The sequence below is a fragment of the Streptomyces sp. NBC_00873 genome, assembly GCF_045207415.1.
Lineage (GTDB): Bacteria > Actinomycetota > Actinomycetes > Streptomycetales > Streptomycetaceae > Streptomyces.
The window spans coordinates 4,564,669-4,584,286 of sequence record NZ_CP108803.1 but is presented as its reverse complement, the minus strand read 5'-3'; the positions used below and the strand labels follow the sequence as shown (position 1 = coordinate 4,584,286).

17 protein-coding genes and 1 tRNA gene are annotated in these 19,618 nt (G+C 68.7%); 7 read left to right on the top strand and 11 right to left on the bottom strand.

Features of this window, described 5'->3' with window-relative positions:
- Positions 1–244 precede the first annotated feature (244 nt).
- The 6 genes from OH809_RS21115 (at position 245) to OH809_RS21090 (ending at position 5,220) form a co-directional block, all read left to right on the top strand.
- A complete protein-coding gene (locus OH809_RS21115; protein WP_406425071.1) occupies positions 245–1,258 on the top strand; it encodes an ABC transporter ATP-binding protein in 1,014 nt (337 codons plus the stop codon).
- Positions 1,248–2,156, top strand: coding sequence for an ABC transporter permease (locus OH809_RS21110; protein WP_406420961.1), 909 nt, complete (start codon positions 1,248–1,250; stop codon positions 2,154–2,156). The genes OH809_RS21115 and OH809_RS21110 overlap by 11 nt, the downstream gene beginning before the upstream one ends.
- On the top strand, positions 2,153–3,064 hold the full coding sequence (locus tag OH809_RS21105; protein ID WP_406420962.1) for an ABC transporter ATP-binding protein: 912 nt from the start codon (positions 2,153–2,155) through the stop codon (positions 3,062–3,064). Before OH809_RS21110 ends, OH809_RS21105 begins: the two co-directional genes overlap by 4 nt.
- 30 nt (positions 3,065–3,094) lie before the next feature.
- Positions 3,095–3,814, top strand: coding sequence for an ABC transporter permease (locus OH809_RS21100; protein WP_406420963.1), 720 nt, complete (start codon positions 3,095–3,097; stop codon positions 3,812–3,814).
- A 309-nt stretch (positions 3,815–4,123) separates the two neighbouring features.
- Entirely contained in the window at positions 4,124–4,819 is a 696-nt protein-coding gene (locus OH809_RS21095) for a hypothetical protein (protein WP_406420964.1), read from the top strand.
- 313 nt (positions 4,820–5,132) lie between these two features.
- Positions 5,133–5,220, top strand: a tRNA-Ser gene (locus OH809_RS21090).
- A gap of 112 nt (positions 5,221–5,332) precedes the next feature.
- On the opposite strand, the gene OH809_RS21085 is transcribed toward OH809_RS21090, so the two are convergent.
- From OH809_RS21085 to OH809_RS21045, 9 genes are all read right to left on the bottom strand, one after another.
- Positions 5,333–6,130, bottom strand: a complete 798-nt coding sequence (locus tag OH809_RS21085; RefSeq protein WP_406420965.1) for an HAD family hydrolase — start codon at positions 6,128–6,130, stop codon at positions 5,333–5,335.
- Positions 6,127–7,416, bottom strand: coding sequence for a serine--tRNA ligase (gene serS, locus OH809_RS21080; RefSeq protein ID WP_406420966.1), 1,290 nt, complete (start codon positions 7,414–7,416; stop codon positions 6,127–6,129). Before serS ends, OH809_RS21085 begins: the two co-directional genes overlap by 4 nt.
- A 665-nt stretch (positions 7,417–8,081) precedes the next feature.
- The gene (gene pheA, locus OH809_RS21075) at positions 8,082–9,017 is read right to left on the bottom strand and encodes a prephenate dehydratase (protein ID WP_406420967.1); all 936 of its coding nucleotides are present in this window, start codon (positions 9,015–9,017) and stop codon (positions 8,082–8,084) included.
- 27 nt (positions 9,018–9,044) lie between these two features.
- Positions 9,045–10,355 (bottom strand): iron uptake transporter deferrochelatase/peroxidase subunit, encoded by a 1,311-nt coding sequence (gene efeB / locus OH809_RS21070; RefSeq protein ID WP_406420968.1) that lies wholly within the window; start codon positions 10,353–10,355, stop codon positions 9,045–9,047.
- A gap of 8 nt (positions 10,356–10,363) precedes the next feature.
- Entirely contained in the window at positions 10,364–12,310 is a 1,947-nt protein-coding gene (locus OH809_RS21065) for a copper resistance protein CopC (protein WP_406420969.1), read from the bottom strand.
- Positions 12,311–12,324: 14 nt separating this feature from the next.
- On the bottom strand, positions 12,325–12,774 hold the full coding sequence (locus OH809_RS21060; RefSeq protein ID WP_406420970.1) for a copper chaperone PCu(A)C: 450 nt from the start codon (positions 12,772–12,774) through the stop codon (positions 12,325–12,327).
- Complete coding sequence (locus tag OH809_RS21055) at positions 12,771–13,424, bottom strand: SCO family protein (RefSeq protein WP_393297373.1); 654 nt, start codon at positions 13,422–13,424, stop codon at positions 12,771–12,773. Before OH809_RS21055 ends, OH809_RS21060 begins: the two co-directional genes overlap by 4 nt.
- A gap of 144 nt (positions 13,425–13,568) precedes the next feature.
- Positions 13,569–14,318 (bottom strand): YcnI family protein, encoded by a 750-nt coding sequence (locus tag OH809_RS21050; RefSeq protein WP_406420971.1) that lies wholly within the window; start codon positions 14,316–14,318, stop codon positions 13,569–13,571.
- Between the two features lie 181 nt (positions 14,319–14,499).
- Entirely contained in the window at positions 14,500–15,309 is an 810-nt protein-coding gene (locus OH809_RS21045; RefSeq protein ID WP_406420972.1) for a hypothetical protein, read from the bottom strand.
- A 227-nt stretch (positions 15,310–15,536) separates the two neighbouring features.
- Between OH809_RS21045 and OH809_RS21040 the strand changes: the two genes are divergently transcribed.
- On the top strand, positions 15,537–16,049 hold the full coding sequence (locus OH809_RS21040) for an ATP-binding protein (protein ID WP_406420973.1): 513 nt from the start codon (positions 15,537–15,539) through the stop codon (positions 16,047–16,049).
- A gap of 40 nt (positions 16,050–16,089) precedes the next feature.
- On the opposite strand, the gene OH809_RS21035 is transcribed toward OH809_RS21040, so the two are convergent.
- Together OH809_RS21035 and OH809_RS21030 are read right to left on the bottom strand one after the other, a co-directional pair.
- A complete protein-coding gene (locus OH809_RS21035; protein WP_406420974.1) occupies positions 16,090–17,562 on the bottom strand; it encodes an aminopeptidase P family protein in 1,473 nt (490 codons plus the stop codon).
- Between the two features lie 125 nt (positions 17,563–17,687).
- The gene (locus OH809_RS21030; RefSeq protein ID WP_406425073.1) at positions 17,688–19,175 is read right to left on the bottom strand and encodes a PP2C family protein-serine/threonine phosphatase; all 1,488 of its coding nucleotides are present in this window, start codon (positions 19,173–19,175) and stop codon (positions 17,688–17,690) included.
- Between the last annotated feature and the right edge of the window lie 443 nt (positions 19,176–19,618).

Here is a 19,618-nt window from a genome sequence, read left to right as displayed (position 1 = left end):
ACGTGCTCGTAACGTGACACTGATGAATGTGACTATGTCCAGCGGTTGCGTCAAGGCGTGCGCAAGACCTGTGGACAACTCCAGGCGCTCCTCTCCGGCCCTGCTTCCGGCCACCACCCCTTACCTTCGTCGTCCTCCTTCGTGGGGTCCCCCTACGGGGCCGTACGACTGGAGGCTGACGCGGATCCAACCGCCTGGTCTGACGACCGGTGTGGCCCGCGCCACTACCGTCGAAGATGTGACTGTGATCGCGACCGAAAGCCTGAGCAAGCGGTTCCCCCGGGTGACCGCGCTTGACCGGCTCTCCCTGGACATCGGGCCCGGTGTAACCGGCCTGGTGGGCGCCAATGGAGCCGGCAAGTCCACACTGATCAAGATCCTGCTGGGTCTGTCCCCTGCCACCGAAGGCCGGGCCGCAGTGCTCGGGCTGGACGTCGCCACCAGTGGTGCGGCCATCCGGGAACGGGTCGGATACATGCCCGAGCACGACTGCCTGCCGCCGGACGTCTCGGCCACCGAGTTCGTCGTCCACATGGCACGGATGTCCGGACTGCCGCCGACGGCAGCGCGTGAGCGCACTGCCGACACGCTGCGCCACGTCGGGCTGTACGAGGAGCGCTACCGCCCCATCGGCGGCTACTCGACCGGCATGAAGCAGCGCGTGAAGCTGGCCCAGGCGCTCGTCCACGACCCGCAGCTGGTCCTCCTCGACGAGCCGACCAATGGCCTGGACCCGGTCGGCCGCGACGAGATGCTCGGCCTGATCCGCCGCGTCCACACCGACTTCGGCATCTCGGTCCTGGTGACCTCCCACCTTCTGGGAGAACTGGAGCGCACCTGCGACCATGTCGTCGTCATCGACGGCGGCGCGCTGCTGCGCTCCAGCTCCACCAGCGACTTCACCCAGACCACCACGACCCTCGCGGTCGAGGTCACCGACAGCGACGCCCACCCCGACGGCACGGACGCACTGCGCCGGGCGCTCACGGCAGCCGGTGTCAGTCTTCTGGGCCGCGACGGAATCGAGACGGACGGTCTGCCCGGCGCCGGTCACATCCTGCTGATCGAGGCCACCGGCGAGGAGACGTACGACGTCGTCCGCGACAGCGTCGCCGGGCTCGGACTCGGTCTCGTACGGATGGAACAGCGGCGCCACCACATCGCCGAGGTCTTCCGTACCGAAGGTACCGCAGAGACCACGGAGACGGTCCTGGCCGGAGCCGCACAGCAGAAGGGGAGCGGTCGCGATGAGCACTGAGACCAGGGCCGTGACCGGGAGCGAGACCACCCGGATCCACAACATCGGGTACCGCTCCTACGACGGCCCGCGCCTGGGCCGCGGCTATGCCCGCCGTTCCCTCTACTCGCAGTCGCTGCGGGGCTCCTTCGGACTGGGCCGTTCCGCCAAGTCCAAGGTGCTGCCGATGCTGCTCTTCGGCGTGATGTGCCTGGTCGCGCTGATCATCGTGGCCGTCGCGATGGCCACGCCCGACGCGACGAAGCTCGTGATCAAATATACGGACTTCGCGATCTATCTGCAGGCCGTCATCGGCCTGTTCATCGCCTCGCAGGCACCGCAGTCCGTCTCCCGGGACCTCCGCTTCAAGAGCGTCCCGCTGTACTTCTCGCGCCCCATCGAACGGGTCGACTACGTCGTCGCCAAGTACGCCGCGATGGCATCCGCCCTGTTCATCCTCACCGCGACACCGCTTCTCGTGATGTATGTGGGAGCCCTGCTGGGGAAGTTCGACTTCGCCGACCAGACCACATGGTTCGGACAGGGGCTGGTGTCGGTGGCCCTGCTCTCCGTGCTCTTCGCCGGACTCGGCCTGGTGATGGCCGCACTGACTCCGCGCCGCGGCTTCGGCGTTGCCGCGGTGATCGCCGTCCTGACCATCTCGTACGGAGCGGTCTCCACCGTCCAGGCCATCGCCTGGGGGACGGGCTCGCCCGGCGCCGTGCAGTGGCTGGGGCTCTTCTCGCCCATCACGCTGATCGGAGGCGTCCAGAGCGCGTTCCTCGGTGCCACCTCCGCCTTCCCCGGAGGCGAATCACCGGGCGCCGGGACAGGCGTGGTGTATCTGATCGTTGTCCTCGCGCTCGTCGCCGGCTCGTACGCCGTACTGATGCGCCGCTACCGGAGGGTCGGGCTGTGACCACCATCGAGATCGACCACACCTCGCGCTGGTTCGGCAATGTGGTCGCCGTCAACGACGTCAGCATGGCCGTGGGACCCGGGGTGACTGGACTGCTCGGTCCCAACGGCGCGGGTAAGTCCACCCTGATCAACATGATGGCCGGGTTCCTCGCGCCGTCGACCGGCAAGGTCACTCTCGACGGCAAGCTGATCTGGCGCAATGAGGAGGTGTACCGGCAGATCGGCATCGTGCCGGAGCGGGAGGCGATGTACGACTTCCTCACCGGCCGCGAATTCGTCGTCGCCAACGCGGAACTGCAGGGACTCGACGAGGCTGCCGCGCAGAAGGCGCTGGCCACGGTCGAGATGGAGTACGCGCAGGACCGCAAGATCGCCACGTACAGCAAGGGCATGCGGCAGCGCGTGAAGATGGCGTCCGCGCTGGTCCACGAGCCGTCCGTGCTGCTGCTCGACGAACCGTTCAACGGGATGGACCCCCGCCAGCGGATGCAGCTGATGGAGCTGCTGCGGCGGATGGGCGCCGAGGGGCGTACGGTCCTGTTCTCCTCCCACATCCTCGAAGAGGTCGAGCAACTCGCCTCGCACATCGAGGTGATCGTGGCTGGGCGGCATGCCGCGTCCGGTGACTTCCGGAAGATCCGCCGCCTGATGACGGACCGTCCACACCGCTATCTCGTACGGTCCAGCGATGACCGCGCCCTCGCTGCCGCGCTCATTGCCGACCCGTCGACGGCCGGGATCGAAGTCGACCTGAGCGAGCAGGCGCTGCGTATCCAGGCGGTCGACTTCGGACGGTTCACCACGCTGCTGCCGAAGGTCGCGCGTGAACACGGCATCCGTCTGTTGACCGTCTCGCCCTCCGACGAGTCCCTCGAATCGGTCTTTTCCTATCTCGTAGCGGCCTGAGTAGCGGCCTGAAAGGAGCTGTGAAGCGTCATGTACAACCCCACAGTCGCCCGGCTCACCTACCGGGCCCTGCTCGGCCGGCGCAGGGCTGCGATCCTCTTCGTCCTGCCCGCGCTGCTGATCGTCATCGCCGTCGCGGTACGGGCGTTCGCCGGGGCCGATGACCAGGTCGCCACCGATGTACTGGGCGGTTTCGCCATCGCCACGATGGTGCCGCTGATCGGCGTGATCGCCGGTACGGGGGCCATCGGCCCCGAGATCGACGACGGATCGATCGTCTATCTGCTGGCCAAGCCGGTGAAACGGCCGACGATCATCTTCACCAAGCTGATCGTGGCGATCGCCGTGACCATGGTCTTCTCCGCCCTGCCGACATTCGTCGCGGGCATGATCCTCAACGGCAACGGCCAGCAGATCGCGGTGGCGTACACGATTGCGGCGCTGGTCGCCTCCATCGCGTACAGCGCGCTGTTCCTGCTGCTCGGCACGGTCAGCAGGCATGCGGTGGTCTTCGGCCTGGTCTACGCGCTGGTGTGGGAGGCGCTCTTCGGCAGCTTCGTGCCCGGGGCGCGCACGCTCAGCGTGCAGCAGTGGTCGCTCGCGCTTGCCGAAAAGGTCGGCGGGGAAGGTGCGATCACCTCAGAGGTCGGACTGCCGCTCGCGACGGTTCTGCTGGCGGCTGTCACGGTGCTCGCCACTTGGTACGCGGGCCAGAAGCTGCGCACGCTGAAGCTCGCCGGCGAGGAGTGAGCCGAAGGGCTCTGCTGCCCCCATGTGTCCGTCAACCCCTGCCCTTCGGGCGGGGGTTGACGCATGAACGGGCAGTCGTACGCGTAACTGTACGGTTATCGGTTCGTTGCTCAGGGGGCGTGGAGGCAATGAAAATCCGTGGCGTCGTAGCGTTCGTGAAATTGAGAATTGCCGACTGCGGCTCCGGCTCCGGCGAGACGGTGCGGGCCGGGTCGGTCATTGGGTGAGTGGCAACCGTGAGCGTCCTCCGCCCCTGAAGCCCGGGGACAGGGCCGTCCATTGCCGGTTTCCCGAACGGAAGGCATGCCCATGCCCACGGAAGTCGCCCTGCTCGAATCGCGTGCGCTGCGCGTCGAGCAGATGGGGCGCGTCGACGTCCTCGACAAGGTCAAGAGCCTTGTCATGCTCCCTGACGGAATTCACGTCCGCACAGAGGACGTGGCGCGTTACTTCGAAGTATCCACAGCCTCGCTCAGAAGGCTGACCGATCGCCACCACAAAGAGTTCACCGAGAACGGCATGCGTGTGCTGCGTGGTACTGAGCTGCGGGATTTCCATGGCGACATGGAGTCGCTATGGGAGGGCGAGGGGGTGGAAAGTTATCCACAGGCTGCCACTCAACTGCGGCTGTTCACCCGCCGGACCGTGCTCAACGTCGCCATGCTTCTTCGCGACAGCGACATCGCTCGATGCGTCCGAACCTACCTCCTGGGTGCGGAGGAGGATCTGCGGACAGGGCTCGCCTCGCTCGACCGTCGGGTCACTCGCGTCGAGAGCTGCCTGGCCGGAGTCGGTTCCGCGCTCCAGGAGCTCGGGCCGGTACTCAACCGGATGTCGCACCGGCTCGACAGCCTCGACCGCAGGCTGGAAACCACGAATCGGGTCGTCGGCGCGATGAGTGTCCGGCTGGGGGACATGTCCGAGGACATCGTCCGTATCGATGCGCGGATGGACGACTTCGTCCGTCAGCTCCAGGATCTGCGACGTCACCGTAGGCGCCGCTGATTACCGTCCGCCGCTAGCTGTCCGCCCACGGCCAGACGTACGTGGGCCGGGGCGGACAGCGAGCACCCCCCGTCGGTCGTCGCCGCTCGAATAATGGGTGGCGGACAAGGACGGTGCCAGGCACAGTGATTGAGGAAAGCACGCCACAGGACCGGGAGAGGAGCGCGACGATGACCGAAAGTACGAGTCCGTCGAGTTCCCACCAGGGCGGCCCGGAGCAGGCGCCGGAGTAACCATCACTTCACTCCGCTGAGCCGCTCCCAGTACGACGCCCGGGGCGGCTTTTTTGCGCGCATCGCGCGGCCGCTCACCCGGAGGATTGGCCGAGTGGTAAGGCAGCGGCTTGCTAAGCCGTGGTCGGGGCTGTCGACCCCGCGCGCGTTCGATCCGCGCATCCTCCGCACAGACACCCGGCGCGGACAACCCCGCGCCGAGGCCGCACACGATCACGGGCCGGGCGCATGCCTGCACCCGGCCCGTGATTCTCCGCGTTCGCGTGGTCTGCGGAGCCGCCTAGAGCAGCCGCTCCAGCACCACAGCGATGCCATCGTCCTCGTTCGAGGCGGTGATCTCGTGCGCGACGGCCTTCAGGTCGTCATGCGCGTTGGCCATCGCGACCCCGTGCTGCGCCCAGGCGAACATCGGGATGTCGTTCGGCATGTCGCCGAAGGCGAGTGTGTCCGCCGCCTTCACACCCAGCCGGCGTGCCGCCAGCGAGAGCCCGGTCGCCTTGCTCAGCCCCAGCGGCAGGATCTCCACCACGCCCGGGCCTGCCATGACCACGTCCACCAGGTTGCCGACGGCCCCACGCGCTGCGTTCGCCAGTGCGTCGTCGTCGAGTTCCGGGTGCTGGATGTAGACCTTGTTCAGGGGCGCGGACCACATCTCGGACACTTCCTTCACGCAGACGGCCGGCAGGGGCCCTTCCTGTACGCGGTAGCCGGGACCGACCAGCACCTCACCGTCGAGCCCGTCGCGGCTCGCCGCCAGCGCCAGCGGCCCGACCTCCGCCTCGATCTTGGCGAGCGCGAGGCCGGCGAGCTGGCGGTCCAGCGTCAGCGACGTCAGCAGCTTGTGCTCGCCCGCGTGGTAGACCTGCGCGCCCTGGCCGCAGACCGCGATGCCCTGGTAGCCCAGGTCGTCCAGGATGTGCCGGGTCCACGGGACGGCCCGCCCGGTGACGATGATGTGCGCGGCACCGGCCGCGGTGACGGCGGCCAGTGCCTCGCGGGTGCGCTCGGAGACCGTGTCGTCGTTACGCAGCAGCGTCCCGTCGAGGTCGGTGGCGACGAGCTTGTACGGGAAGGTCACTTGGCGACCGGTTCCAGGACCTCGCGCCCGCCCAGGTACGGACGGAGCACCTCGGGCACCCGTACCGAACCGTCGGCCAGCTGGTGGTTCTCCAGGATCGCCACGATCGTGCGCGGTACAGCGCAGAGCGTGCCGTTCAGCGTGGCGAGCGGCTGGAGGACCTTCTTGCCGTCGCGGGTGTCGCGCATCCGGACGGAGAGGCGGCGCGCCTGGAAACCGTCGCAGTTCGATGCGGACGTCAGCTCGCGGTACTTGCCCTGGGTCGGGATCCACGCCTCGCAGTCGAACTTCCGGGAGGCCGAGGCCCCCAGGTCGCCGGTGGCCACGTCGATCACCTGGAAGGGCAGCTCGAGGCCGGTGAGCCACTGCTTCTCCCAGTCCAGAAGACGCCGGTGCTCCGCCTCGGCGTCCGCCGGGTCGACGTACGAGAACATCTCGACCTTGTCGAACTGGTGGACGCGGAAAATGCCCCGGGTGTCCTTGCCGTACGTACCGGCCTCGCGGCGGAAGCACGGCGAGAAGCCCGCGTAGCGGAGCGGCAGCTTGTCCGCGTCGATGATCTCGTCCATGTGGTATGCGGCGAGCGGGACCTCGGAGGTGCCGACCAGGTAGTAGTCGTCCTTCTCCAGGTGGTACACGTTCTCCGCGGCCTGGCCGAGGAAGCCGGTGCCCTCCATTGCGCGCGGGCGGACCAGCGCGGGGGTCAGCATCGGGATGAATCCGGCCTCGGTGGCCTGCGCGATCGCGGCGTTGACGAGGGCGAGCTCCAGCAGCGCGCCGACACCCGTCAGGTAGTAGAAGCGCGAGCCGGACACCTTGGCGCCGCGCTCCATGTCGATCGCGCCGAGCGCCTCGCCGAGCTCCAGGTGGTCCTTGGGTTCGAAGCCCTCGGCGCCGAAGTCGCGGATGGTGCCGTGCGTCTCCAGGACGACGAAGTCCTCCTCGCCGCCGACCGGCACGTCCTCGTGGACGATGTTGCCGAGCTGCAGCAGCAGGCTCTTGGCCTCCGCGTCGGCCTCGTCCTGCGCCGCGTCGGCCGCCTTGACGTCGGCCTTCAGCTGCTCGGCCCTCTTGAGCAGCTCGGCGCGCTCCTCGGGAGAAGCCTTGGGGATGAGCTTTCCGAGCGATTTCTGCTCGGAACGGAGTTCGTCGAAGCGGACACCGGACGACCTGCGCCGCTCGTCGGCGGAGAGAAGGGCGTCGACAAGCGCGACGTCCTCTCCACGGGCGCGCTGGGAGGCGCGAACACGGTCGGGGTCCTCACGGAGCAGGCGAAGGTCAATCACCCCTCCAGGCTACCGGTGTGCGCTTCCGTAGCTCGAACCGATATTGCCAAGCGTGTCATTTTGCCCGAATTGCCGGAATTGGTAAAAGGGGGGAGAATTATCGCCCGTGATCGATCCCGGCTGTCAATAAGGAGCCCCTATTCCCCTAAATGGGGCAGAAAGAGCTTTCGCCCTTGACGTATCAGTCATGCATGTAAGGGGGGTTGGGGGCGCTTGTCCACAGGGGTAGGGAGTCCTCCAGGGTTATCCACAGGCTGTGGGGGAGGTCTGTGGATGCAGGAAGAGATCATTCCGAAAGCCGCATGAAGGGTCATGGATTCCCCGTTCGAACTCACTTCACGCACTCATTCGGGTGGGAATTCCTCGCCCTAAGGAGTTGATCAATGGAATTGAGATGACACGGGCAGCCTGTAGTCCTGTGGGCGGATGTGGGGCGAGTGGGGCGATTTGTCGACCATGTCATGTTGAGGTGTCGACTTGTCCCCAGGTCGAGAACTGACCCTGTGGATAACTCTTGTGGATTGTGAAAATCGGCAGGTAATACCGGCGATGTGCGCACGCAGCCGTTCCAGGGACGCCAACTCCGCTATCGGCCCAGGCGCCGGGCAGGGTTTCAGCGCCGGCCGTCACCCCGGGCCCATCAGGCTCGATCGTCCGGTTCCCGGTCAGGCGCGGCCGTCCTGGACCCGGGCCAGCCAGTCCGAGGCGTCCGTGAACTCCCTGTCCGACGTCCCGTCGCGCAGCGGTCGCATGTCCTCCGGCGCCACCCCCGCACGCGGATACGAACCGAGGAACCGCACCTTCGGGCAGATCCGCTTCAGCCCCATCAGCGCCTCCCCGACGCGACGGTCCGCGATGTGTCCCTCGGCGTCGACCGCAAAGCAGTAGTTCCCGATGCCCGCCCCGGTCGGCCGCGACTGGATCAGCATCAGGTTCACCCCGCGCACCATGAATTCCTGGAGGAGTTCGAGCAGTGCGCCGGGGTGGTCGTCGCCCAGCCAGATGACCACCGACGTCTTGTCCGCGCCGGTCGGCGCCGCGGGCCGGGCAGGGCGCCCCACCAGCACGAAGCGCGTCTGCGCGTTCTCCGCGTCGTGGATCTCCGTCACCAGCGGTTCGAGGCCGTAAGTGGCCGCCGCGAACTCACCGGCGAAGGCGGCGTCGTACCGCCCTTCCTGCACCAGCCGCGCACCGTCCGCGTTGGACGCGGCCGACTCCCATACGGCCTCCGGCAGATGGGCCGCCATCCAGTTGCGTACCTGTGGCTGTGCCGCCGGGTGCGCGGTGACGGTCTTGATGTCGTGCAGCTTGGTGCCGGGCCGCACGAGCAGCGCGAAGGTGATGGAGAGCAGCACCTCGCGGTAGATCATCAGTGGTTCGCCGGTGGTCAGCTCGTCGATGGTCGCGGTGATGCCGCCCTCGACGGAGTTCTCGATCGGTACGAGGGCGGCCGCGGCAGCCCCGCTCCGTACCGCGTCCAGAGCCGCCGGTACGGAGACCATCGGGACGAGTTCCCGAGTGGCGGCTTCCGGGAGTGTACGGAGGGCGACCTCGGTGAAGGTGCCTTCGGGACCGAGATAGGCGTAGCGCGTGGCGGACATACCGTCACCCTAATGCGCCGTGCCCGCTCAGGACTCCAGGAGCCGCTGCCCCACGTATTCCCCTTTCGCCGCACCGCCCGGCACTGCGAAGAGGCCGCTCGCCTCGTGCCGGACGAACGGCGACAGCGCGTCGCCCCGGTCGAGTTTGCGCTGCACCGGTACGAATCCCTTCAGCGGATCCGCCTGCCAGCAGATGAACAGCAGCCCGGCGTCGGAAGTGCCGTCGGCCGCGATGCCGTCGTGGTACGAGAAGGGGCGCCGCAGCATCGCAGCCCCGCTGTTCCGCTCGGGGGAGGAGATCCGGGCGTGGGCGTTGTCCGGGATCAGCAGCCTGCCGTCGGGGCCCGCCTTGTCGAGGTCCATCGGGGTGGTCTCGGTGCCACCGCTCAGCGGCGCGCCGTCCGACTTGCGCCGCCCTATGACCCGCTCCTGCTGTGCCACCGGGAGTTTCTCCCAGTCGTTGAGCAGCATCCGGATCCGCCGTACGACCGCGTAGGAGCCACCGGCCAGCCAGGCGTACTTCGCCTCGTTGCCCGCCTTCGGCTGAGACGGTACGAAGATGCGCCGGTCGAAGTCGCTCTCCGAGGGTTTCGGGTTCCCGGTGCCGTCGATCTGCCCCATCAGGTTGCGGGCGGTTGCCGGCGCGGCCGTGGCACCGGGGGTGCGGTTGAAACCGTTCATCTGCCAGCGGACCCGGGCCGTTGTGGCGGCCTCCTTCTGGATGGCGCGCAGGGCGTGGAATGCGACGAGCGCGTCGTCGGCGCCGATCTGCACCCAGAGGTCGCCGTGGGAGCGCTTGGCGTCGAGCCGGTCGGCGGAGAACGGCGGCAGGGGATCCAGCCCGGGCGGCCGGTGGTCCGCCAGGCCCGTGCGTTCGAAGAAGGTGTGCCCGAAGCCGAAGGTGATGGTCAGCGAGGAGGGTCCGGCGTCCAGCGCTATCCCGGTGTCGTGTTCCGTGCCGTCCGCGCTGCCCCCACGGGTGGGTTCGCCGGCCATCAGGCGCTGGGCCACGGCCGACCAACGGCGCATCAGGGCGGCGGCTTCCTTCCGTCCGGTGCCGGGTGCCAGGTCGAAGGCGATGAGATGGCCACGTGCTTGAAGCGGAGTGGTGATCCCCGGTTGATGTTTCCCGTGAAACCTTTCCTCGGTCGAGCCGACCGTCGTCAGTGCTGTCGGCTCGTCGGGGCGGGCTGCGGCGTAACCGATCGCACCACTTGCCGCGCCCAGCACCACTCCGGTCGCCCCGGCCGCACCCACGGTGCCGAGCAACCGTCGCCGGGAGATCTCGCCGGTGGAGCTCTCCTCGTTGTTTCCGCTCTTCTTGCTGTCTGTGCTCACGATCCCGCTCAGCCGATCTTCACGTTCTTGCCGATGGTGGTCTGATCGATGTCCGACGTACGGACCGTCACCGTGACCGTCCAGTCGCCCGCCATCGGGATCTGGATGCTGCTCGCCGTCCAGTGCCCCTCGGTGAGCCGGTCGGGGAGGACGGGCAGCGGCCCGATGTCCTTGGACTTCAGGGTGAGGGCGAGCTTCACCTCGGGGACGTCCATGGGCTGTCCGTCGGGTCCGTCGATCCAGAGGTGAAGCCCGTTGGCGCCGGTACGGCCGGGGTCGATGTCCATCCGGACCGTGCCCTTGCCGTTTTGGCCTCCGGTGTCGAACGGCAGGCTCAGCGTGACGGGTCCTTCGGCCGCGGGCGCGGATGCGCCGGTCGAGGCCCGGGCCGCTTCCTCCTCGGTACGTCCCGGCTCGGTCGAGGTCAGTACGGTCGTCACTGCCAACAGCGCCACCGCGACGCCCACTTCCGCCAGCACGGAGCGGCGGAGTCCGGACCGCTCGGGGTCGGCATCGCGGATCCGCTTCTTCGTGGCGGTTGCCACAGCGGCTTTCTGCCGGGCGAGCTGGGCGGCCCGTGACGGGTCCTCGGACTCGTCCGCAGGTTCGCTCTCCACCTCGGCGGAGGCATCCGCGTCCGTCCGGGGGTCCACCGGGGTCCCGACCTCGGTCGGGGCCGCCGTCAGCCGAGCCGTCCATCGTCGCGAAAGCCACGCGACCCCGACCAGTACGGTGACGAGTCCCACCTTCACGAGCAGCAACTGCCCGTACCCCGTGCCCGTGAGCGCGGACCAGTAGCCCACCTGGCGCCAGGACTGGTAGAGCCCGGTCGCGGTGAGTACGAGCACGCTGCCGAACGCGACACGGGAGAAGCGCCGTACCGCCGTGGCTCCGATGTCCGGCGTCCGGTACAGCGCGACCAGGAGCGCTGCGAGTCCGCCCAGCCAGGCGGCGACGGCGAGCAGATGCAGCACGTCGACCGGCATGGCGATGCCGGGCTGGATCCCGGTCGAGGCGTGCTCGGCGAGCGCCCACGTCCCGGCGATCCCGGCGGCGATGACCGCGCCGCCGATGGCCAGTCCGAAGGTGAGGTCCTTCTTCTCCCGTTCGTCCTCGCGCTTCGCGTACGCCCCGAACAGGACGGCGATGAAGAGTGCGGCAGCCCCGAGGAGCAGCAGCCGTGAGACCAACGCGGCCCCGGCCTTGGTGTCGAGCACGGCCTTCAGGCCGTCCAGGTCGAAGGCGTCCGCGAGCTTTCCGGAGCCGGTGTACGGGCTCCGCAGCAACAGCATGGCCAGGGTGGCTGCGGTGAGGGTCATCCAGCCGCGCACGACCAGACGCTGCAGCGGGCGCGCGCCCGCCCCGCGCTGCCAGCAGGCCAGGACGAAGGCCGCGCCACCGGCCAGCACGATGAACCCGGCGTACGCGGCGTACCGCGCGATGCCGTAGAGCGCGCCGACCAGGCCACCGCCGGCCTCGTCCGACGGGAGGGCGACGGTGGTCTCGGAGGGGGCCCCGATGGAGAAGGTGAAGGCACCGGAGACCGGGTGGCTGTCCGCGGAGACTGCCTGCCAGGCCACGGTGTACGTACCGTCGGGCAGCCCGGAGTGGAGCGTGACGCCGTACTTGACGGTGGAGCCGCTCTGCAGATCACGCGGAGCCGCACCGGTGTCGGCGCGCTTGCCGCCGGGGTCCAGGACCCGGATGGCACCGTCGCCCATGGCGACCTGCTCGGAGAAGGTGAGCGTGACATCCTTGGGTGCGGTGGCGACCACCGCCCCGTCCTGCGGATCGCTCCCGGTGAGCGCGGCATGTGCGGACGCGGGTGCCGCGCCGCCCAGCAGCAGGCCCGCCACCATGGTGACGAGCGCGGCGAGGAGTGCGGCCGCGGCGAGTGGCCGGCGCATCGGGGGCACGGACGGGGACGGCCCGAAGTGCGGGGCGGTGGCTGTCATGGTGTGTCAGTCCCTCACTGCTTCTTCGGGTTGTGGGTGGTCTCCTTCACGGGAAGGTCGACCGTTATGGGGTCGGCCTTCTCGAAGTGCAGTTCCACGGTCACCGTCTCGCCCTGCTTGGGCCGCTCCTTGAGTGCGGTGAACATGATGTGGCTCCCGCCGCGCTCCAGATCCAGCTCGCCGTCGGCGGGCACCTCGAAGGACGTCACCATGCGCATCGTCTGGTTCTTCGTCTCGTGGATCGTGACGTGGTCCGAGAGCGGGCTGGTGACCGACGTGAGCCGGTCGGAGCTGCCGCCGGTGTTCCGTACGACGAGGAAGCCCGCCGCCATGTCGCTGACGGGCTGCGGCATGAACGCGCCGGTCACCTTCAGCTCGGGCTTGCTGTCCGAGGCCGAGCATCCCGCAAGCGCCAGTCCGGTGGTGAGGGCGAGGGCGCCGGCGAGGGTGGTGCGGCGATTCACGGAGTCTCCCCCTTGATGATCTTGGGGAGGTCCTTGGTGTAGTCGTCGGGCGAGGTGTCCTCGCTGTACAGCACGTACCCCTTGTCGGTCTTCGGGGAGAACGCGATGACCTGCGACCCGTGCATCGAGACGACCGTGCCGTCCTTCTCCTTCTTCGGCGGGTCGATGCCGATGCCGATCTGGCGTGCGCCCGCCTGGATGGTCGGGAAGTCGCCGGTGAGGCCGATGAAGGAGGCGTCCTGGGCCTTGAGCCAGCTGCCCAGCGAGGACGGGGTGTCCCGCTCGGGGTCGGTGGTGACGAAGACGACCCGGAGCTTGTCCTGGTCGGCCTTGGGCAGGGACTTCTTGGCGATGGCGATGTTGCTCATGATCAGCGGGCAGACATCGGGACAGTTGGTGTAGCCGAAGTAGATGAGCGTCGGCCTGCCCTTGGTCTGCTCACGCAGGTCGTACTTCTTGCCGTGGGTGTCGGTCAGGACCAGATTCGGCTTGGTGAACGGCTGGTCGAGCACCGTCGCGGCCTTGGTCTTCGCCTCGGCGGAGACATCGGCGATGGGCTTCTTGGCACTGTCGTCGCTGCTGCCGCAGGCCGACAGGGTGAGTGCGGCCGCGGCGACGAACGCCGCGACCAGCACAGTCTTCTTACGCATGGATCGCTGATTCCTGATGGGTCGGTGAAAACGGTGGGGCTCGGGGCCCTCTTCCGGATCAGGCCGGGCTCCTGGGCCCGGGACCGCGCGTCTGCGGCCCGGTCCGGAAGAGCGGCCTGATCCGAAAGAGAGGGCCGGGGGGTCTCAGACGCTGCTGCGGCGGCGGCCTGCGAGGACGCCGAAGGCCACCCCCGCGATGCCGATGGCGATGCCGACCACCCCGAGGACACGAGCGGTGGTGTCACTGGAGGACGAGGCGGAAGCAGCCTCCGTGTGCTCGTCCTTCGCCTCGTCGGCGGTCGCCGCACCGCTCTTGTCGTCGGCGCTGCTGCCGTGCCCGTCGGTGGTCGCGGCGGTCAGTTTGAGGACCGGCGCCGGGCTCTCGGGCTCCTCGGCGCCGTCCTTCGGCTCCTCGATCCAGCGGACGACTTCCTTGTTGTCGTACGTCTGGATGGCCTTGAAGACCAGTTGGTCGGCGTCCTCGGGGAGCTGGCCGACGGAGAGCGGGAACTGCTGGAACTCTCCCGGGCGGATACCGAGGTCGTTCTTGCTGCCCTCGGCGGTCCAGGTGACCTTGGAGACGGCCTCGTTGATCTTCTGGCCGTGCATGTCCAGCGGCTTCGCCAGCTTGCTCTTGGTGACGTCGATCTTCCAGCCGGGCACCGGCTGTGGCATCACGGAGGCCAGCGGGTGGTCGGTCGGGAAGTTGACCTCGAGCTTGGTCGTCGAGGCGTCGTCGCGCTCGTTGGGGACCTTGAAGTTGATCGTGGCGTAGCCGCCCTTGGCTGCCTCGCCCTGCGGTTGCACGCTGACGTGAGCAGAGGCCGTACCGGCGAGGATCAGCACGGTGGACGCGGCGACGCCGCCGACCAGGGCGATGCGGGAAACGTTCATGGCAGGAATCACTCCACAGAAGCACGAAGGAAGGGTGGTGCGCCGCGCAGGTGCGCGACGGCATCGCGACACCTCTTCCGCACGTGCGGCGTGCGTGCACCGTGCCGGGCGGGCGCCACCGGGCATGGGCCGGGTGATGACCGCGAACGGTTCGTGCGTGCTACGAGTGGAGGGCGTCGCGTCAGGCTGCGAGGGTGACTACGGACGGAGGCCCGCGCCTGATCACCTGGTGCTGCAGTGGATCGCCGGTGACCGGAGCCGGTGCGTCCGCTGCGGTACGGAGGGTGCGCGGCCCGGTCGCCGCCTCAACCGGGAGACCGGCCCGCAGCGCTCGTACGAGAACGAGCGCGGCCCACAGCGCGCGCAACCGGGCCCCGGCCGCGAGTTGCTGGGCGCCGTGCGCGGACAGCCTGGCCAGCTTGAACAAGGCGATCTCGCCGCGCCGCAGCAGCCAGCCCGTGGCCAGCGCGGCCAGCAGATGGCCGAGTAGCATGGGCAGGCTGGGCAGCAGACCCGTGAGGGTGGTCGGGGCGCCTCCGGCGGCGGCCATGGACTGATGGCCCATGCCTGTCACCGTCGCCGGATCGATGCCCGCGTCGCTGACGATGCGGTGGGCTTCGGCGGCGTTCAGCTGCGCCGGTCCGGCACCGCACACCAGGCTTGCGGCGAACCGGATCAGGGAGCCGTCGTCCGCCGCTGCCTGCGCCGGCTTACCGGACGCGCTGTGCGTGCCCAGCCCGAACAGGGTGTGCAGGGCGAGCTGTCCACCGGCCAGGGCGGCGGCGATGGACGGCAGGGAACGCTCGCGTCCGGCGAGCGCCACCACCACCGCGAAGACTCCGAGGAAGCCTGCGAGCAGCGTCCACCAGGGGACGCTCGCGCAGGAGGCCAGTGCATGCCCTGCAGCGGACAGCGCGACACAGACCGCGGTGAACACCGCGGCCCTCAGGAGCCGCAGACCGGCTCCGGCGCGTGCGACAGGCGTAGACATGGCCGGGCCATCATCGCACTGCGCCCCGGGAATCGGTACGGCAGGTCCGGAAGGTCGCCTTCCGCCTGATTGGGTGCGCGGCGTTCCTGCTGTCGGGCCTGGCATACACGGGTGCTCCAAGTGCGGGTATCCGCCGAATGAGCGGTTTCACATCAGGTCTGTGCTTACGAACCGCCCGGTGCGGCAATACGTATCGGTATGTCGAGCCGCAGCCAGGAGGCTGGAGCATGAGCATGTGGTGGTCCCTCCATTTGCGGCGCGAAGCTGCGAGCGTTCCGCTCGCCCGTCGTTTCCTGCTCGGCACCATGGAGACCGCCGGCGTGGATCCGGACATCTCCTTCGATCTGTCGGTCGCGCTCAGCGAAGCCTGTGCGAATGCCGTCGAGCACGGCGGGGACCGGAGAGACGCCGGCGACGTCGACGCCCCCCGGGCCCCATGGGACACATGGGACGCCTGGGACGAGCAGTCCGGTTCGGCCTCTGGGCAGTACCGGGTCACCGCGTATCTGGACGGCGAGAAATGCCGTATCGAAGTCGCCGACTCGGGGCCCGGTTTCCCCGCGCGTCAACATCAGCAGCAGTTCCTGCCGCCCGTCGGCGCCGAGGACGGCCGGGGGCTCTGTCTGATCGAGCAGCTCGCCGACCACGTCCACTTCGGCAACCGCCCCGGCCGCGGCGCGGTGGTGAGCTTCGACAAGGTTCTGAAATGGCGGGAGGGCGCCCTGCTCATGGTGTCCTGAGCAGGGCGCCCTCCGGCGCACGGGTGCGGATTCCCGGTGGTCAGCCCTTGAGCTGGGCCATCCAGGCCTCGATCTCGTCGGCCTGGCGTGGCAGCTTGTCAGAGAGGTTCCGGTTGCCCTCCTCGGTGACGAGGATGTCGTCCTCGATCCGGACGCCGATGCCGCGGTACTCCTCCGGCACGGTCAGGTCGTCGGCCTGGAAGTACAGGCCAGGTTCGACGGTGAGGCACATGCCGGCCTCCAGCGTCCCGTTGACGTACGTGTCCGTGCGCGCGGTGGCGCAGTCGTGGACGTCCATGCCGAGCATGTGGCCCGTGCCGTGCAGGGTCCAGCGGCGCTGGAGACCCAGCTCCAGGACCTTCTCCACGGAGAGGTCGCCCAGCAGGCCCCAGGCGACGAGCTTCTCGGCGAGCACGCGCTGCGCGGCGTCGTGGAAGTCGCGGAAGGCCGCGCCCGGCTTGACGGCGGCGATGCCCGCCTCCTGGGCCTCGTACACCGCGTCGTAGATCTTCCGCTGCAGCGGCGTGAACGTGCCGTTGATGGGAAGGGTCCGGGTCACGTCGGCGGTGTAGAGGTCGTTGGTCTCGACGCCGGCGTCGAGGAGCAGCAGATCGCCGGAGCGCACGGGGCCGTCGTTGCGCACCCAGTGCAGGGTGGTGGCGTGCGGGCCGGCCGCGCAGATCGAGCCGTAGCCGATGTCGTTGCCCTCGACGCGGGCGCGCAGGAAGAACGTTCCCTCGATGTAGCGCTCACTGGTGGCCTCGGCCTTGTCGAGGACCTTCACGACATCCTCGAAGCCGCGCGCCGTGGCGTCGCAGGCCTTCTGCAGCTCTGCCGTCTCGAAGGCGTCCTTGATCAGTCGCGCCCCGGAGAGGTAGATCTTCAGTTCCTCGTCGCGCTCCGCGGTGACCTTGTCGGTGAGCGCGGCCTCGATGCCCGCGTCGTGGCCGCGGAGGTTGCGGACCGGGCCGGTGGCCTCGGCCAGCGCGGCCGGGAGCTCGCGCACATCCTTCGCCGGGAGGCCCAGCAGCTGCTCGGCCTCGGTGAGGGAGTGGCGGCGGCCGACCCACAGCTCGCCCTGGCCGTCGAGCCAGAACTCGCCGTTCTCCCGGTTGGAGCGCGGCAGCAGGTAGATCGTCGCCTCGTGGCCGTCGTCCTTCGGCTCCAGGACCAGCACACCGTCCTGGGTCTGGTCGCCGGTGAGGTACGCGTACTCGGTGGACGCGCGGAAGGCGTACTCGGTGTCGTTGGCGCGGGTCTTCAGTTTGCCTGCGGGAATGACCAGACGCTCGCCGGGGAAGCGGGCGGACAGCGCGGCGCGGCGGTCGGCGGTGTGACCGGCCTGCGCGATCGGCTCGAGGCCGTGCAGCTCGGTGTCGGCCCAACCCGACTTCATGCCGGCGGCGAGCTCATCGGAGACGCCCGGGTACAGGCCGTTCTTCCGCTGCTTGACCGTCTCGTCTTCTTCGGTCTCCGGGTTCTCCGGGTTCTCCGGGATGAGCTCCTCAGACACGGCTTGACTCTCCTTGATACGACACTGGATCCCGTCCATCGTACGGGCGCACGGAAGGGGGCCCAGGGCCGTAGGACCTCTTACACACGGAAGCCGGAAGACACCACTCAGCCGAAATGATCGGTTCAGTCGAAGCGTGCGGCGAGGATCACGACGTCCTCCGTGCCGTCGGCCTGGTCGAGCCCGTCCGGAAGGACGGTCCGCAGGACATGGTCGGCGACGAACCCGGCGTCGTGGCGCAGCGCCCTCGGCACGCTCGCGGCCGCCGAGTGGAGCCGTGCGAACGCCCGGTCCATCGAGTCTCCGGTACGGCGCAACAGCCCGTCGGTGTAGAGCAGCACGGTCTCGCCGGGCGCCGGGGCGATTTCCACGCTCGGCGCTTCCCAGCAGGCAAGCATGCCCAGCGGTGCGGACAACGAGGTCTCGACGAACTCCGTGCGCCGGTCGCCGATCACCAACGGCGGCGTGTGCCCTGCGCCGGCGAGCAGGATCCTGTGGCGGGCGGGTTCGCAGTAGGCGAAGAGTGCGGTCGCGGACCGGGCGGGTTCGGTCAGCCGCAGCAGCAGTTCCAGATCGGACAGGACGGCGACCGGATCCTCGCCCTCCATCACCGCGTACGCCCGCAGGCCCGCCCGCAGCCGTCCCATGGCGGCCAGGGCGCTCGGCCCGGAACCGCCCACCGAACCGACGGCGAGACCGAGTGCGCCCTCCGGCAGCGCCAGCGCGTCGTACCAGTCACCGCCGCCGCGCGGTGCCGTGCGATGGCGGGCGGCCAGCTGTACGCCGATGACCAGGGGCAGCCGGCTGGGCAGCAGCTCCTCCCTGATGGTGGCGACGTCGGCCCTGGCCCGTTCCAGCTCCAGCAACCGGGCCAGATGCTCACTCGCGTACCCGGCATACAGGCCGACGAGATGACGTTGGCGCTCCAGCGGCTCGGCGGGCTCGTCGTACAGCCAGACGGCTGCGCCGAGTCGTCCGGTCGCGTCGGTGGTGATCGGCAGGGCGTAGCTGGCGGCGTATCCGAGCCGGGCGGCGACCTCGCGGTGGCGGGGGTCCACGCTTGCGTCGCCGAGAAGGTCAGGGCTGGTCAGTGGGGTTTCGGTGGCTGGAAGGCCGTCCAGGATCCGGCCGTACGAAGTGGCGCTGCGCGGCACCGTCTCGATGTGCCCGAGCTCGGCATGGGCGAGCCCGAGACCGATGGTGGAGACCGGGCCGCGACGGTCGGAAGGTTCGAACACGATCAGTCCGCGGCGGGCGCCGACGAGAGCCGCGCCGGCATCCAGTAGTTCGTGCAGTGCGTCGTCGAGGGTGCTGGTTCTGGCCAGTCGCTCGGTGAGTTCATGGAGCGTCGTGAGGTCGGACACCCAGCCGGCCAGACGGTCCTGGATGAAGGCTCCCGGTGCGGCGGCCGCATCGGCCAGGGGCCCGGCAGTGTGCGCTGAAACAGGAACCATGGGATCGATTCCAGCCACTTTCGGCAGGTGAGGGGCGCTCATGGCAACCGGCTTTCCGACCAGTGCGTTTCGTCGAATAGCATCGCAAACCCCCATGTCATTCTGCGCCGCTATCAGTGCATCCACATGTACACGCACAAGTGAGCCGATGTCCAGCATTGTCCCTACGGCATTTGTGGTGTCCATGGGACCACCAAGTTGGCCAAAAAATGCACCCTATGGCGTCTAATTGCGGTCGACTGGGTCTGGCTCGACAGGGGGTGCCCGCGGGGTGAAGTCCCGGCGGGAGCGTCATTCCGGGCCTGCGGGGTACGTAATCGGTGAGGAACCAGGGGCAGTTCCGGTCGCCCCGGAACCTGGCAGAGAGCCCGGGCGTCCTCACTACGACGACCGCGCCCCACCCCCGAGTGGCGGGGTTGTGCACCATCGGACGGCAGGCGCGACGCGCGCTGCCCCTCGCCATGCTCATGCTTTTGGCTGGACCTGGCTCAGCTCGACTCGGCTCACGCTCGGTACCGACGGGTGACCCCGTACCGCAGACATAGAGAGCATGTACGCACGGTGAAGTACTGCACACGTGATGTGACGCGCACGTGGTGTGA

What these genes read in the sequence shown, in the direction of transcription:
- OH809_RS21055 (WP_393297373.1), bottom strand. Translation starts at nt 13,424, where the DNA reads ATGCGTAAGAAGACTGTGCTGGTCGCGGCGTTCGTCGCCGCGGCCGCA.
- OH809_RS21045 (WP_406420972.1), bottom strand. Translation starts at nt 15,309, where the DNA reads ATGTCTACGCCTGTCGCACGCGCCGGAGCCGGTCTGCGGCTCCTGAGG.
- OH809_RS21030 (WP_406425073.1), bottom strand. Translation starts at nt 19,175, where the DNA reads ATGCTGGACATCGGCTCACTTGTGCGTGTACATGTGGATGCACTGATA.
- OH809_RS21095 (WP_406420964.1), top strand. Translation starts at nt 4,124, where the DNA reads ATGCCCACGGAAGTCGCCCTGCTCGAATCGCGTGCGCTGCGCGTCGAG.
- OH809_RS21100 (WP_406420963.1), top strand. Translation starts at nt 3,095, where the DNA reads ATGTACAACCCCACAGTCGCCCGGCTCACCTACCGGGCCCTGCTCGGC.
- OH809_RS21040 (WP_406420973.1), top strand. Translation starts at nt 15,537, where the DNA reads ATGAGCATGTGGTGGTCCCTCCATTTGCGGCGCGAAGCTGCGAGCGTT.
- OH809_RS21110 (WP_406420961.1), top strand. Translation starts at nt 1,248, where the DNA reads ATGAGCACTGAGACCAGGGCCGTGACCGGGAGCGAGACCACCCGGATC.
- OH809_RS21050 (WP_406420971.1), bottom strand. Translation starts at nt 14,318, where the DNA reads ATGAACGTTTCCCGCATCGCCCTGGTCGGCGGCGTCGCCGCGTCCACC.
- pheA (WP_406420967.1), bottom strand. Translation starts at nt 9,017, where the DNA reads ATGTCCGCCACGCGCTACGCCTATCTCGGTCCCGAAGGCACCTTCACC.
- OH809_RS21065 (WP_406420969.1), bottom strand. Translation starts at nt 12,310, where the DNA reads ATGACAGCCACCGCCCCGCACTTCGGGCCGTCCCCGTCCGTGCCCCCG.